Annotated in this window: 16 protein-coding genes; 6 read left to right on the top strand and 10 right to left on the bottom strand. The window is 37.1% G+C overall.

Going from position 1 to position 15,507, the window contains the following annotated elements:
• Positions 1–134 precede the first annotated feature (134 nt).
• Positions 135–1,259: a beta-propeller fold lactonase family protein gene (locus L323_RS27150; RefSeq protein WP_020814790.1), complete on the bottom strand. Its 1,125-nt coding sequence runs from the start codon at positions 1,257–1,259 to the stop codon at positions 135–137.
• An 83-nt stretch (positions 1,260–1,342) separates the two neighbouring features.
• Complete coding sequence (locus L323_RS27145) at positions 1,343–1,879, bottom strand: C40 family peptidase (protein WP_020814789.1); 537 nt, start codon at positions 1,877–1,879, stop codon at positions 1,343–1,345.
• A 185-nt stretch (positions 1,880–2,064) separates the two neighbouring features.
• Between L323_RS27145 and L323_RS27140 the strand changes: the two genes are divergently transcribed.
• Positions 2,065–3,018 carry a metallophosphoesterase family protein gene (locus L323_RS27140; RefSeq protein WP_020814788.1) on the top strand — a complete coding sequence of 318 codons (954 nt, stop codon included), beginning with the start codon at positions 2,065–2,067 and terminating at the stop codon, positions 3,016–3,018.
• 84 nt (positions 3,019–3,102) lie between these two features.
• On the top strand, positions 3,103–4,086 hold the full coding sequence (locus tag L323_RS27135) for a tyrosine recombinase XerC (RefSeq protein ID WP_020814787.1): 984 nt from the start codon (positions 3,103–3,105) through the stop codon (positions 4,084–4,086).
• Between the two features lie 138 nt (positions 4,087–4,224).
• Here the strand turns inward: L323_RS27135 and L323_RS27130 are convergent, their stop codons facing one another.
• From L323_RS27130 to L323_RS27120, 3 genes are read right to left on the bottom strand one after another with little or no spacing between them, the layout of a single operon-like run.
• On the bottom strand, positions 4,225–5,094 hold the full coding sequence (locus L323_RS27130; RefSeq protein ID WP_020814786.1) for a DUF6544 family protein: 870 nt from the start codon (positions 5,092–5,094) through the stop codon (positions 4,225–4,227).
• Complete coding sequence (locus tag L323_RS27125; protein ID WP_020814785.1) at positions 5,072–5,941, bottom strand: hypothetical protein; 870 nt, start codon at positions 5,939–5,941, stop codon at positions 5,072–5,074. The genes L323_RS27130 and L323_RS27125 overlap by 23 nt, the downstream gene beginning before the upstream one ends.
• Positions 5,938–6,381, bottom strand: coding sequence for a MarR family winged helix-turn-helix transcriptional regulator (locus L323_RS27120; RefSeq protein ID WP_020814784.1), 444 nt, complete (start codon positions 6,379–6,381; stop codon positions 5,938–5,940). Before L323_RS27120 ends, L323_RS27125 begins: the two co-directional genes overlap by 4 nt.
• A gap of 156 nt (positions 6,382–6,537) precedes the next feature.
• Between L323_RS27120 and L323_RS27115 the strand changes: the two genes are divergently transcribed.
• Both L323_RS27115 and L323_RS41280 read left to right on the top strand, forming a co-directional pair.
• Positions 6,538–7,035, top strand: a complete 498-nt coding sequence (locus L323_RS27115) for a hypothetical protein (RefSeq protein ID WP_020814783.1) — start codon at positions 6,538–6,540, stop codon at positions 7,033–7,035.
• 339 nt (positions 7,036–7,374) lie between these two features.
• Positions 7,375–7,545 (top strand): hypothetical protein, encoded by a 171-nt coding sequence (locus L323_RS41280; protein WP_165582682.1) that lies wholly within the window; start codon positions 7,375–7,377, stop codon positions 7,543–7,545.
• Between the two features lie 336 nt (positions 7,546–7,881).
• Here the strand turns inward: L323_RS41280 and L323_RS27105 are convergent, their stop codons facing one another.
• From L323_RS27105 to L323_RS27095, 3 genes are all read right to left on the bottom strand, one after another.
• Entirely contained in the window at positions 7,882–9,237 is a 1,356-nt protein-coding gene (locus L323_RS27105) for a nitrogenase component 1 (RefSeq protein WP_020814781.1), read from the bottom strand.
• Positions 9,238–9,253: 16 nt separating this feature from the next.
• Complete coding sequence (locus tag L323_RS27100) at positions 9,254–10,777, bottom strand: nitrogenase component 1 (RefSeq protein ID WP_020814780.1); 1,524 nt, start codon at positions 10,775–10,777, stop codon at positions 9,254–9,256.
• Between the two features lie 457 nt (positions 10,778–11,234).
• Entirely contained in the window at positions 11,235–12,158 is a 924-nt protein-coding gene (locus L323_RS27095; protein WP_020814779.1) for a DUF2935 domain-containing protein, read from the bottom strand.
• Between the two features lie 202 nt (positions 12,159–12,360).
• Between L323_RS27095 and L323_RS27090 the strand changes: the two genes are divergently transcribed.
• Entirely contained in the window at positions 12,361–12,816 is a 456-nt protein-coding gene (locus L323_RS27090) for an AraC family transcriptional regulator (RefSeq protein WP_020814778.1), read from the top strand.
• Between the two features lie 274 nt (positions 12,817–13,090).
• Complete coding sequence (locus tag L323_RS27085; protein WP_020814777.1) at positions 13,091–14,389, top strand: MFS transporter; 1,299 nt, start codon at positions 13,091–13,093, stop codon at positions 14,387–14,389.
• 85 nt (positions 14,390–14,474) lie between these two features.
• Here L323_RS27085 and L323_RS27080 read toward each other — a convergent pair whose 3' ends face one another.
• Both L323_RS27080 and L323_RS27075 read right to left on the bottom strand, forming a co-directional pair.
• Positions 14,475–15,062 (bottom strand): helix-turn-helix domain-containing protein, encoded by a 588-nt coding sequence (locus L323_RS27080; RefSeq protein WP_020814776.1) that lies wholly within the window; start codon positions 15,060–15,062, stop codon positions 14,475–14,477.
• 35 nt (positions 15,063–15,097) lie between these two features.
• Positions 15,098–15,439 carry a GIY-YIG nuclease family protein gene (locus tag L323_RS27075; protein WP_020814775.1) on the bottom strand — a complete coding sequence of 114 codons (342 nt, stop codon included), beginning with the start codon at positions 15,437–15,439 and terminating at the stop codon, positions 15,098–15,100.
• Positions 15,440–15,507 lie beyond the last annotated feature (68 nt).

Here is a 15,507-nt window from a genome sequence, read left to right as displayed (position 1 = left end):
CGGAAAGTTTTTTGTTTTACACCGGTACCGTATAAAATTATATCAATGATTGCTTCCAAGCTTCCATTGATACAATTTTATACTCTTAGTACAGGTTAAAAAAGATATAAATTAATTTTGTGACAACCCATCTATTAATCGCAAGCGGTTATACCCGTAGGGCCTTTACCTACAGCCACTGTAGCAGTTACAACATTGGATTTTGCATCTACTACAGTTACGTTTCCTGTTCCGCTGTTGGTAACAAATACAAATCTTCCGTCCTTTGATATTGTAACCCCGTGGGCTTTTGAGTCTGCTGCAATGGTTGCTGCAACATCAAGGGTTTCTGTTTTAATTACGCTGATATTGTTACTTGCGGTATTTGCAACATAAACGAATTTACCATCAGGGGTTATATAATCCTGAACAGGGGTTTTACCTACTGAGATTGATTTTTTGACACTCATAGTGGATGTATCAATGACATCGACCCTGTTTTCATCGCCAATTGTTACAAAGACCTGCTTATTATCAGGAGTTATTGCTACCTGAGCAGGTTTTTTACCTACCTTTATTGTCTTAATGACTTTGTTGGTATTCAAATCAATAACTGATACGTCATTGGAATTTGAATTAGCTACATAAAGCTTTTTCCCATCCGGGGACATCCTTAACCCGTGAGGCATTTGACCAACCGGAATCTTATTCTTTACAGTCCCCGAAGCAATATCAAGAACGTATACATTCCCTTTTTTATCTGAACCGCCCATTTCTCCTGCTTCTGCCATTTCGGCTACTGTTACATAAGCAGTTTTTGAATCTTTTGAAAATACGATGTGGTTTGGCCCTTCTCCCACTTTAATGGTTTTTGTAATTTTATTTGTTTTAGAATCAATTGCTGACACAGTATTGCTTTTATTTTCTACTACAAAAACAAAATTTCTGTCGGGTGTTGTCTGTACATTATGAGGGGCTTTTCCAACGGGAATACTTGCTGTAGTCTGCATAGTAGCCACATTTACGGCAGAAACGGTTGATTCATCCTCATTTGCGGTATAGATATAATACTGAGACGTATTATTAATTTCCGATTGTGTAGTATTCTTGCCCGGAGTCTGCAAAGAATTTTGAATATTACTTCGAACCGACTGGTTTCCTGTATTATTTAACGGCTCTTGTAATACTTTTGGGGAACAAGCGGTTAACATTAATAACAGCAACGGTGCCATAAATGAAATAACTCTTTTTTTTAGTTTACTCATTTTTATGGTAGTCATGGTTTATCACCTCTTTGAATTTATTAAACATACGATGATATTATTTGTTTTACTAATTTGTTTAATTCATAGGATTTTTTAAGCTATATAACTCTTTTTGCACCTATATATAAACCTTTATACTGGGATAATTTTTGTATACGGACAGAACCTTTTGAAGAGGATGCGTGGATGAAATTATCACCGCCTAAATAAATACCTACGTGGTCGATTGCCCCTGCTCTGTTTCTGGAGGAGGCATCAAAGAATAGTATATCACCGGCTTTCAGTGAATCCCTCGACACTTCTTTACCGTTTGAGTACATGCTTTGCGCAGATCTGGCGAGTTTAACGCCGAAATTTTTATAAACATACCCGATAAAACCTGAGCAGTCAAAGCCTTCGGGACTTGTCCCACCATATACATATCTGACTCCGACAAATTCCTTTGCGTAATCAACTACCATTCTTACAATGTATCCGTTATAATCAATTGGGTCTAAAACCGGTGTGCTTCTTATATCAATATTAGTTATTGCAGCTTCTGCCCGACTGTTTGATGCCATTACGTTAGTTGAAATAAAAAAAAGTAATAAGACCAAAGTACAACCTGTCAGAAGCTTTCTATACCTGCTTGACATTAAATCCTCCTTTAATGCAATAATAAATCACATTTTTTATAAATATAGCTTGGTAATTCCAACACGAAGAATTTATGGAGTTTTAGCAAAAATTATTCAAAACATTTTTGGAATACTTTTCATGGATAACCTTCTAATGTAACTGCACATATTATTGAATAACACAAAATATAAGGAATGATGGAATGTTTACAGATAAAAGATTGCTAAAAGCTTATAGAAACGCAAAGCTTCAACTGTTTGACAATAATTCCAAATATATATTTTTCAGTGATTCCCATAGAGGAGACGACAGCATTTCCGACGAGTTTGCCAGGAATCAGAATATCTTCCGTCATGCACTTAATTATTACTTTGATAACGGATATATATACGTTGAGGCAGGTGACGGTGATGAGCTATGGGAATATACAAAGTTCAGACATATCAGATTAGCCCACAGCGACGTTTTTATAGTTCTTAAAAAATTCTTTGAAGACAATAGATTTATTATGATTTATGGTAACCATAATATTTATCTCAAAAAAAAGGACTTCGTAAGTAAGAATTTTTACAGCTATTACGATGATTACAGTCAGGATATTCATGATTTGCTAAAGGGAATGACACCAATAGAATCCCTTGTTTTAAAGAACAAAGCCACCGGTCAGGAAATACTTATTGTTCACGGGCATCAGGGTGATTTAATGAACGATCAGCTCTGGTTTGTTTCCATGTTCCTTTTACGTTACTTCTGGCGTTATATCCATGTAATAGGCTTCCACAGCCCATCCAGTCCTGCCAGAAACCATTTTAAGAGACATAAAATTGAGAGGAATTATAAAAAATGGATTCAAAAACATAAAATTATGCTTATTTGCGGGCATACTCACAGACAAAAATTCCCAAAAAGTAAAGAGCTGCCTTACTTTAATACCGGCTGCTGCATACATTCCAAAGGCATAACGGGTATAGAAATTTTAGAAGGAAAAATATTAATGGTTGATTGGAGAGTACGTGCAGACGATAACGGTGTTCTGCAAGTTGAAAGATATGTTATGAGAGGCCCTGTACCTATTGAAGAATTTGATATGAACAGCAATCATGACTATGAAGATTGTATGAATAAAGACCTCAAAAATGACGAGGAAGATTGCTGAAAAGCCATTTCTTATGTGATATACTAATAGATATATGAATAATTTGGTATCTGTATCTATTAATATTACTTAGGGGTCTTACATATGAAAAATATTTATGATTTTGAAATGCCTGCGGTTTTAAGAGATTTCTTGAACTATATGCAAACTATAAAGGGTAAATCTATAAACACCATCCAGGTGTATTTTTATGATCTTCGAATATTCTTTCGTTTTTTGAAGATACATAGAAATATAGTTGATAAAAACATTGAATTTGATAGCATTGAAATCACAGATATTGATATACCTCTTTTAAAGACAGTTACACTCAGTGATTTATACACATATATGTCCTTTGTCAGTAACAAAAGAGATAATACCTCCCATGCACGTGCAAGAAAGGTTGCAAGTCTCAAATCGTTTTTTAACTACCTCTCGACAAAGGCAAAGCTGCTGGATATAAACCCTACTATAGAATTGGAATCTCCGAAGATTTTAAAAAGACTCCCCAGATATCTTAATTTTGATGAGAGTAAAAAGCTCTTGACCTCTGTAAACGAAGCGGATCATGAATATTCAGTGAGAGACTACGCAATAATTACAATTTTTCTGAATTGTGGAATACGTCTTTCCGAACTGGTTGGAATAAACCTGCACAACATCAAGGATAATACTCTGACAGTATTGGGAAAAGGCGGTAAAGAACGCAGCATACCTTTGAATAAAGCATGTCTTCAGGCTATTGAAGACTATATGAAGGTACGTCCCGTAAACGGTCTTAAAGACAAAAGTGCCTTGTTTATAAGTAGGAGAAACCAGCGAATCAGCAAGGAATCCGTACAGAAAATAGTTAAAAGATACATAAAAGAAGCCGGACTTGACCCTCAGCGTTACTCTACTCACAAGCTGAGACATACTGCGGCAACCCTGATGTACAAATACGGGAACGTTGATATCAGGGCTTTGCAGGAGATACTTGGCCACGAAAGTATTTCTACTACCGAGATATATACTCATTTGGATCAACAGCAGCTAAAGGAAGCTGTAAATAAGCATCCTCTTTCGGATTTTAGTGTAAAAAAATAGTTGTGTCGTATTATACGCAACCCACCATTCATCTACCTGAACGGTGGGTTTGCTTAGCTTTATTCCTTTGCCCTTGAGAGAAACACGCATACCTTTTAGATGTTCCATACGCATCTAGCAAATACAAACTTGTCATACTTATTTGTAGTAATATATATCAATATTGTTTGAATCAAAGTAAACTAATTCTTTATCAGGATATACCTTTATAGCTTGCATAACACCAGGAATCAACACCCCATCCTTTTCCTTGTAATTTCCATATTTAGCTTTCCAACCTATCGGCGTCATAATTCCATTTATCTCTTCTACCTGTCGTTCATCACTTTCAAAGCTCAATAATTTTCCTTGCTCATCAAAGGTAAATATCCCTACCCCACTCACTCCATTGTAGTCGATCTTTGCCTTAACCTGGGTAGAATCAATTTCTTCGTATGTCACATAATCCGATAATAAGATGCAGGGATTTATACACGCACCTTCTGCTAACCATGATATCAATCCCGCCTTGTACATTTGTTCATTGTGGACATCAAATATTTCGATAGCTTTTCCAACCATGCCCTTCATTCCACCCACCTTGTCATCAGAGCAATAATCAATACCATCAAATGGAACTCCAAACATACTAGATTTGCAAAATGCACTCCTAAACGGTTTATTACAAAACAACCATAAATTATATTCCATATCAAGTATAGTGCCTTTATTACTGTCAAATACAAACTTTGTGTCGTGAAACACTACATTTACTGCATTATTTTTCTTACTTCCAACCAACCCAATATATTTACAATGCTTCCTAAATGCTTCGGGTAAACGGTCTATTTCCTCTTGCGTGCAAATTGCTTCATTTGCCGCAGTTTCATAAATCCGGCTTTTCATATTCTGGTCAAAGGAACTTTTAAATGGGGAATATGGTATATTCCAGTAAATAATAACAATTCCTATTATTACAAAAACAGCTCCGCTAAAAATCATAATCTTATTTCTCCTCTGTAATTTCATTTGATAACTCCTTATACATTTTTATGTTAAAGAATAACGCAAATCCACCTAATGCGACAAATGACAGAGATTTTGAAACTAACACTGGCATTTGAATTTCAGCCCCTGAAACAACCTGTAATATAGTTTGTGGAATCATCATAATTCCAACTACAATACATGCCTTGAGAAGAATTGCTAACAACATCGTCCCCAAACTTTGTTTCTTTACCAGCAAATGCAAGCAAACAAAGCACAACGGACCAATGATTCCCATATCTAATACATATGTAATTTCCGTTGTATATACCTCTATAAGCGGTAATGTCCCTCCATTAAGTAATGTGGGAATAATATCTGGTAACCATGCAGCAAAAAGTGCTATTCCACTTAAAATCAAAAATACTATTAATCCTTTTGTAACTTGAATTGTTTGGCTCCATTTGATTTTTTTTATATGCATGAACATTCCAAAAATAGAGCAGGAAAATAAAACAACATATGCTATAAATAATCTGTTATATGTAACACCAAATACAATACTTGCTGCATAATATAACGCTACCGAATATACAGAAATCATTTTTAATTCAGCTAGTGAATCATTACTTTTTCGATATTGAATATATGTATATAAAAACATTGGCACCAATACAAAAAGTATACAAAAATCTGTTCCAATTGATATAGGTGCCTTAAAATAACTATCAAATGCATATATCCCATATCCATATATGGATACTGATTGACCATATTGATTGAGAAAACTAATGGCATGAGAGAAATCTATGGACATGATACCGGGAATGGCAGTAACACATAACAACAGTAATGTAACCACTGCCAACAAATCTTTTCTTTTTGTCATTCTATAATACCTCCAATATTCTGGTCCATTTTTATTAATGTATTTAAGGTAGTCACTAAATCTTCTCTAGAAATGCTTTTATAAAGTTTTGACATAAAAAATATTGTTTTTTCAGGATTGGAATCTGCCATTTTTTCTAATTTCCCGGTAGATACAAGCAATAATTTTCGTTTATCCTTGCTGTCCTGTACAATTTTTAAGAACTCTTTTTTCTGTAAATGATCTGCCATCCTTTTTACATTTTGATAAGAACAACCAATAAGCTCAGCCATTTCTTTTAACGTAGGTGGATTTTCAAACATTCCAAGTGCAATCATCAAAAAATGTTGTCTCATTGTAATATCTGTAAATTCTTTGTCACCAATCGTTTGAATTCTATTGCATAAAGAAAATAGAGTCCCATAAATTGCATATTCTTCACTAATACTTGTTAATTTCATTATTTTTCTCCACTTGTATAATGTATTAAATATATAACATGTTATGTATTGTGTCAATATTGAAGAATTTATTAGTATTATGAGCAAAGGATAACATAATTCTTTAGTACTTCATATGTTATATATTATAAAATAAATGTTATTGGAGTAATGAATATGGCTACCTTTGGATTTTTTTCAGGTGTTGTTACAGCAATAAGTAATTTCTGGGCAGGGGCAGAAGCGCCTTCCGAGTGTTATAAACTGATGTCGGTACAAAATATGGATGGAAACATGGTAAACTTTGTAATAACGCCGACTACCTACTTTGTAGATCATGTAATGGTGAATATAGGAGATCCCATAACCGGATTTTACGATGCAAATGCTCCTGCTCCACTGATCTACCCTCCGCAATATCGAGCTTTAGTAATGTCAAAGGCTTCGGGAAATCAAAATGTTAAGGTTGATTTTTTTAACAGTCAGTTGGTCAGTAGTGATGGTACATTAAAACTTAACATCAGTCCCCTTACTCAAATTATTCAAGAAAATGGGCAGGCTTTTACCGGAAACCCGGCAAACAAGAATTTGGTAGTCATTTATGGAACAGTCAAAATAGGTAACCCTTACCAAACTGTACCCTATAAAATTATTGTTTTATGCACACTTTTGTAGAATAAAGATGACTTCACTTTAATAAATACTACAATTGGTTATTTTTTGTCTATCCAATTAACTCCATGTGCAGTTTGGTTTTTGAGGCAAAGGCAATACTTAAGCAAAACTGAAAAAATGGAGGTGCTGAAATGTATCAGCACCCGCTTAAGAACAGGAAGAAAAAACTAATAGCATGCAAATGATGCTATCCTCCTGGTGTCTATCCCGAAGTAGATCCAACGGGATCCCGTCCATCTCCATCCCGCCACAGACCTTGGCCCGACGAAAACCAACCAAGCCCAGAAGCGCTGGCCGTTATTCAGCCACAAATACACAAATCTGAACCTACAAGGCCTAATGGCCCCCGGATTTATCGAAAGGACTCCGGCTGACTGTTGCTCAACGGTGCTAGATGGAACAAAAGCCGGCGGAGGACCGGGCGGTGGTCCGCTTCCCTGGGTAGCGCCTCCAAAAGGCTGCCCAAAAGGTGGCATTCCGGGTGGAGGACCGAACGGAGGATCCCGTTGAGCTTCATAGCTCTGCCACAAGAATCTGTCGGACATACTGTCAGGGATTATACCGACCGGCATCTCTTCCGTCATCGATTCTCCGAATTCGGCAAACATTTCGCTTTGCATACTATCTGATGTCCCGGTGTAACGCTGGGGCTGTTGCTTATCATAATAATCCTGCATTAATTGCACGCTCCTTTCAGTTCATAGTATGCATTTTAAAAATAAAGGTTACATAATTACTCTACCTCACATTATAATCATTGATTTTGCCTTTTAAGCGGAGTGTATCTAAAACCGTTGGTATATACGTTCCATATCTTAAATTATTTGAATCCTTGTCAGCAAAACTTTAAGCACTTGCACTAATCGCGATAGTAAATATTTTTTCAATCAAGGACAATGCGCCTCTATATCCAACATTTGCTCTTGATAAAACCACTTCATAGGATGCCGGGAAGCCTATTTCAACAATATTCCCACCAAGCTGCTTTGCAGCATCTCTGTCCCACGTTGTTCCCAATATGATTGAAGGTTTTTCCTCGGAATTGATAAGGGCTTGCTCAACCAAATAACCATCCTCTAAAAAAAGAGGTGTTATGCTAACATCATCTGCAATGTTTAAAAATTCTTTTCTGATACTGTCCTTATGTACTTCAGGAGGATTTTCCGTTATAATTTGTTTAACCGGAATCAATCCAAGCTGGTTTACAAGAAATTTAGTGATGGCCAGATTATAGCTGCTTTCGCCCACAACAGCAAATTTTGATGGAATACCCCACCAATATTCTGCATAAAAATCAGAAAAATCCTCCAAATATTTATAATAAAGTTTCTCTTCCCTTTGTATGAACTGTTCTGTCCTTTCCAGATTTAATCCTGCAAAACCCGATACTTTGCGTAAAAACTCAGAAGTTGCTTTCGCCCCAATAGGGATTACTGGTATATGTAAAAATGGTTGTTCATATTTTTTTTCAAGATGCTTTGCTGTATCAAGTCCTAGCCAGGTTGATATAACAAGATTGAACTGTGCCTTAGGGATTTCTTTCCATTCTTCAACACCTTTTGAGTCATGCCCAAATAGAATATTAACTTTAAGGCCTATCCCTTCAAGAATACGTTTGATTTCAGAGAGATCCCCCCTCCAAAATGGGTTTTGATATGGAATTTCTGTCCAAACATTAACCACATTCTTTTTCTTACGTCCTTCGTAGTCACCGATATATTGGTCAATAATTGCCTTTGTAACCAATTCATGACCCGTATAATTATTCCCCTTAAAGCCACCTGTCTCAGCATAAACAATGGGAACACCTTTTTCTTGGAATTTTGATACGACTGACGGTACATCATCACCAACAAGGTCAGGTATACAACCTGTGAGTACCACAAACAAATCTGCATCAATAACCTTTATTGATGCTTGTATCAGTTCTTTAAGCCTCTCATTTCCTCCAAATACCACTTCATTTTCTGAGGCATTAAGACTGGGTGGAACAGCTCCTCCGCCATAGCCTCCTCCCTGAAACCCGTTGTAAAAAGCAAGACTAACATATTGCTTATCTGCACAACCCGGTCCACAATGAGTAATGGGAACTACTCCCGGAATTGCACTTGCAGTATACATAGCACCAATCGCACAGCCATATCGTGGTCGGCTTATGGAATTTGTTTTCTGATTTTCATAAGAATTTTCAATCTGTGACATTTTTTTACCTCCACAATTAATCTTGATATATAATTTCTGGGTTTTTAGCAAGGATATATGGATCATCTTGGCTTAGCCACCACTCTGTATATGGCAGCTTAATATGCTGTGCCAAATCTTCGTGAAATTTCTTTCTTTTTAAAATAGCTAATATCGCTTCGCCCAAGTTAACAATTCCCTCATAACCTACTGCAATGTGTTCGTCCCCAAGAGGAGCAGCCGGAATACCAAGACGTGATGCAAGAGGTGCAAGCCCGTTATGTCTTATTAATAAAAAGTCAGGCTTGGCTTTTTTCAGTAGAGCATAGAGCTGATGTTGCTGTCTATTGCTGACACTGAAATTTTCCACATTCCCATAGTTATTAACAAGAAAGGCCAGCGAGTCTTGTATCGGATCTTCACTGTCATAGATAGGATCGTGGTGGAATACCAATGAGCCGTTCACCTCAACACCAAGTTCTCTTAGTACTGAAATCAGTCCATGGGAATAAGCAGAACCTGTTGCAACATATCCTTTTACGCCCTTCAGTTTTTTCTTCAACTCTTCAATTTTGGGCGTTACGCGCTCACGCTCTTTTTTTATGTAAGCCTCGCAAAGCTCCTCTCGATGGGTGATTTTGGCTATGCCCCTTAGCCACGCATCGGTTCCGGCAAAGCCATAAGGTTGAGGAGCTTTCAATTCCGGAACACCAAAATTTTGTTCCAGTCCCTGAGCCAAATACGAGGAAAGCGTATTACAAAAGCCAACTGTCACAGCAGCCTCTGACATCTGTGCCAAATCCTCAACAGTCGCAAGATCTACAACATAATTCACACGTAAATTTAGTTCTTTAAGCATTGGTTTAAATACATCAGAACCCCAAAGATTGATTACATTCACCAAATCCTCCTGTTTCTTAGGACTCTTCCTTACTATATCTCTTAAAATACCGTGTTGAGTGGCATCAAAGCCTGTGCTCCAATGTTTTGAGCGGAAACCTTCACAATGAAGCGGAATTACAGGAATTCCCAACTTCTCCGAATACTCCGATGCAACGCTGTCAACATCATCACCGATAATGCCTGTAGCACATGCTGTTCCAATAAAAATTGCATTGGGCTTATATCTCTCCCAAACATCCCGCGTAGTCTGTTCAAGCTTTCCAATACCCCCGAAAACCATATCACCTTCTATCAAGTTTGTAGAAACGATTTTAATATTTTCTACAGGAAGGCCTCTCATAGCAAGACCATTGCGATATATTGAATTGTAAATTGTTTGGCTCACCGCACAACCAATAGGGGAATGTTGAATTAATACGGCACCTCTCACATTTCCTGCCTGACATTCCACCATTTGTTCACTGCAAACAGAGCCTTGTGTAAAAGGTCCTTTTATTTCGCAAAGCTTACAACCATTGCCTTTTTTACCACTGCAACCAGGAATAGAATATCCTGATTCCTCTACCAGTTTTGAAGCTTCACCGTCCCAGCCGATGATCGTGCCAAGACGTTGTTCACGGCTTACAACAGTAGTGGCCGCTAAATTAATCTTACCCATGCTAACTCCTCCTTCATGCGTTTTATGCTCTTGAAAAGTTTGCCCCACCAGCCGACCATTTTCTAAGGAGCATTATGCCTAAACTGTGGCTTAAAAATAAAAAAAAACTATTTTCAATATCTGCATAAGCAGAATTAAAGTTAGTCTCTAATTTATTTAGTCAACCTTCCCTATTTTATTTTTATTTCAATAACGTAAAAAGCTTCTCCCTTAATAAAAAGACTATTTCCTTTTCACTGCAATTTGAATTGAGCAAATATAGAAACAGTCTCTAATTCGTTTAGTAAACAAGTTTAGTTTTATTTATTATAATTGCTAATTCCTTCCATGTCAATAGGAATACTATGATTTAGTATGATATAATACTCTGTAATAAAATCTAAAGATTTGCATATATAGCTAATTTTAGTTAGGTAATAAAACACATCATGGTGACATTTGTAAATAAATTGTTTTATCATCTTCCTTCAAACATTTTAAGCAGCCGCAGATAATGATTTGCTTCACGTAATACGTGATCACCAAGCAACGGAATTATGATTGATCTTATTTTACATGAGAGAATTCCCTGTGTACCTTGGGCCTTGAAATTCCTTAAATCCTCAGTTGCCTTTAAGCTTTCCTCAGTAACTTTAGCCAATGGAGCAGTTGTATCAATTGCCGCTTTAGCCTCTGCTGTCAATTGATCAAACTCATTACCAAAATTATTAGCTTGATTGATCAAATTATTTTCTGTCGGGTCAAGAAGTCCCCTTATAAACTTAGCATGTTCTGCCATTTGCCTATTCCAGAAAAATTCCTGTTGGTAAGCTTCTCTTTCCAGACTTATCTCTTCCCTGTTTTGAAGTCTTCTAAGTTGTAGAAGGTATAATTCTGCCTCACGAGTTATGTGTATTATCAACAAAGGGTAATTAAATGTGAACATTTTACAGCTTAAAACATTAGATATTATATTTGTTTTAAACTTTATTAACGCAGCAGTTGCTTTTATTGCCCGTTGGTTAAGGGTAAATACACGTCGTTCAAGCATAGGGCTGGCTGTTATAATCCCACCGCCCATTAATCTTGCTTCTGCCTGTGTCAGTTGAGTTGGTATCCGTACTCCTGTAAAAAATGTGGTTGCCTGTTCTGCTTTGATAGTAAAGGGTGTTATTACTTCACCGGATTGTAAAACGCCTGGATTAACAACACCGTTGGAAAGTGAAATAACATCTCCTAGAATCCTATCAAATTCTTTGCGAAAATTATCAGCCTGTTGGGTAAAACTAGTGTCCCTTGGTGTAAACGCCGCTTCAAGAAAAAATGAGTGTTCTTTCATAATCCTTGCAAAAAACAAATGTAAACCTAGTGACTGTTTTATAAATTCAATGGTTGATAGCATGGTTTATACCTCCTGTAAAAGGTTAACTTATAATATTATTTTATGTTAACTCACATTTAATGTTACAGGATATTACACTAAGTAAATCTATTTTATTTAGTGGTTACAGCACAACTTTTAAAAATTAGTTTGCATTTCATTTTAAAGCAATGTATTGTGAAAAAGGACCGGTCACAAAGTAAGGAAAGAGGATTAAAATACAATGAATATGAATATTGAAACTATCCCAGCAGGCTCTATTGCATATATACGGCAAATAGGAGCTTATGGTGCGGAAAATATCCGGACTATGGAGCAATTAAAGCGCTGGGCGGAAACTAGCAACCTAATGAATAATAAAACTGTGATTTTTGGTATTGCACATGATAATCCAAAAACAACACCGCCTGAAAATTGCCGCTATGATGCTTGTATTCTCCTTGCTGATAAACGCTTTCCGACAGACGGCAATATAAAACATGGTGAAATTAGCGGAGGAAAACATGCAGTTTTTACAGTAAAACACACAGCAAAAGCTGTAGAACAGGCTTGGGGAAATATCTTCCCTGCACTATTTGAAAGTGGCTTTCTTTATGACGCTACACGACCGATATTGGAGCGCTATACTGCTAAAAAGGTTGAACAGCATCTTTGCGAAATCTGTGTTCCGATTTCTTGATTATAACTTGAGAGAATTTTGTTGTAAAGAAGTAACCTGGCTTCCTGATATTGTTGGTTTTCCTATTTTATTTATGTTAAAATATGTTAAATAGAATTTAACTCTACACGAAAACCAAAATTATTAAAAGGAGAATAAAAATGCAACTCTGTATTGTCACTGCTCCGTGCAAGGACTGAACCGGACGAAACTGCACGGAGCGGATTGAGTTCGTCCGTTCGGCTTTGCACTTTCATTAAATCTTAAAGATTCTATTTGAAAGAGGAGCAAAGTCATGATTAAAAATTTAAAAATGAACATCAGGGAACTTCATACTTTCCTATTGTTATGGATTACACAGTCATTTTCGGGACTTGGTAGTGCAATGACCAACTTTGCACTGGTGATTTGGTCTTATCAGCAGCAAGGGTCTGCTCTTACCACCTCGTTTTTGGCCATCTGTTCCTATGCACCATATGTCCTGCTGAGTATCTTTGCAGGTGCACTTAGTGACCGATGGAACAAGAAGTTCACCATGCTGATTAGTGACAGCTTTGCAGCACTTTGTACCATTTCGGTACTAATTCTGCTGACAATAGGTAAACTCCAGATTTGGCACCTGTATTTGATTAACACCTTGAATGGATTGATGAATACGGTACAGCAACCGGCATCAGAGGTCACCATCAGCCTATTGACTCCGAAAAAGCACTATCAGAAGGTCAGTGGGATGCGATCCTTCTCTAATTCGCTGGTTACAATACTGACGCCTGTACTTGCCACGGCATTGCTTTCTTTTACAAGCCTTAAGTTCGTCATCCTATTTGATTTGATTACATATTTCACAGCATTTGTGGCACTACTATGCTTTATCAAAATACCTCAAGTCACAGAACAAAGCATTACTGTAAGTGAGACGGTATTGCAGTCTGCAAAAAGTGGATTTCGATATCTCAAGGACAATCGGGGAATTCTGGATTTGATCCTATTTTTGGCCGTAATCAATTTTACCGCCTCCATCTTCAATGCTGCACTGCCTGCAATGATGCTCTCACGCATTGGCGGCGGAGAAGTGGCACTTGGGTTGGTCAATACCGTAACTGGAATAGCAACGATGTTTGGAAGCATTTTGGTTTCTATCCTGCCACCACCAAAAAGCCGAGTACGAGTTATTTGTAATTCCTTGCTTTTTGCCATGAGTACCGAAAATTTTATTCTTGCTTTCGGCAGGAGTACGTGGGTGTGGTGTTTGGGTGCTATCTTAGGCTGGATATTCATTCCTGTTATGGGGGCCAATATGGATGTGCTATTTCGGTCAAAAATACCTATTGAGATGCAGGGACGTGTCTATTCGGTAAGGAATACATTACAGTTTTTCACCATTCCTTTAGGTTATCTGTGCGGCGGTTTTTTTGTTGACAGAGTATTTGAACCATTTATGGCAGGGCAGTCGATGAGTAGTCTGTGGGTTACATTGTTTGGGTCAGGAAAAGGCTCCGGAGCAGCTCTGCTATTTTTTGTAATCGGAATTTTCGGCGCATTATCTTGTTTGCCATTTCGGGCGGACAAAAATATCTGGAAATTAGAAGAGTAGTGGAGCAAAAACAAACCCATTAACCGTTCAGGTACCTGAATGGTTGGTGGGTTTTTCCTTATTCATCGTAAGTTTCTACAATCAATTATATAGATTGTACCCAGAGTCCATGCTGACTACAATAGCCATATAATTTTCCGCCACGTTGCATTACCGGAATATGAATGCTGGCATCTTGCTCAGGATAAAGGCTTTTTATTAAAACGATATCGGCTCCCACATAAGCAATAAATCTAATAAAATGTGATTTGTTCATCTCATGGTCTATGGATATATAATTGTAAATATCTATTTCCTCAAAGGTCATCTTATGATGCTCCAAATGTTCCATTGGTTCCAGCGGTTCCAGTTTCCTGCCACAGCAGGAAATCGATGCTTTATTTGTACTGGTTAGAACATTGCTGCAAGTCGGACAGACATAGAAGCGTATTTTTTTGATATTCCCGTTATTCGGTCTATTGGGGTCAAGCTCACCCTCCAGCATCTTTTGCATATCCGCCCCTAAAACCTGGGACAGACTTGCCAAAATGGAAACATCCGGACATCCCAAACCCCGTTCCCATTTTGAAACAGTTTTATTGCTGATATTTAATGTATCAGCAATATTTTTTTGTGTAAGCCCTTGCTCTTTGCGCAGATGCAATATCATCTTTCCTACTTTTGAACAGTCCATGCTTCGCTCTCCGATTAATTGTCTTCGTTTTATTATTAAATCCTTCTTGCCCCTTCAATATTCCTCAGGTATCGGTTACACATCTCTTCCAACTCGTTTGTGTAATCTTCTTTTTCATTATCCTTTTCATCATAAGGCAAAACTTCCAAAACAACAATTTCAAATGCAGATTTTCCATGTTGATTCCATAATTTTTGCAATTCTGAGTTGCGATGCATATTTACATCAAGCTTAAAACGATTACTGTTTATATATGCTTTTGTATCCTGAAAATATCCTATGAAGCTTTCCTTTGTAGGAACACAAAGAAATGAGATAATCCCCATTTCAGTTTTCCTGTGTTTATATTCCATTAAAAGCTGTTTTCTTCTGTCCATTTCTCTCACCTCTCAATTAGAATAGTCCTATTGTTGCGGATAGACAATCCACGTTCCGTAGACTAGTC

This window comes from Ruminiclostridium papyrosolvens C7 (genome assembly GCF_000421965.1).
GTDB lineage: Bacteria > Bacillota > Clostridia > Acetivibrionales > DSM-1351 > Ruminiclostridium > Ruminiclostridium papyrosolvens_A.
This window is presented reverse-complemented; position numbering and strand designations above follow the sequence as displayed.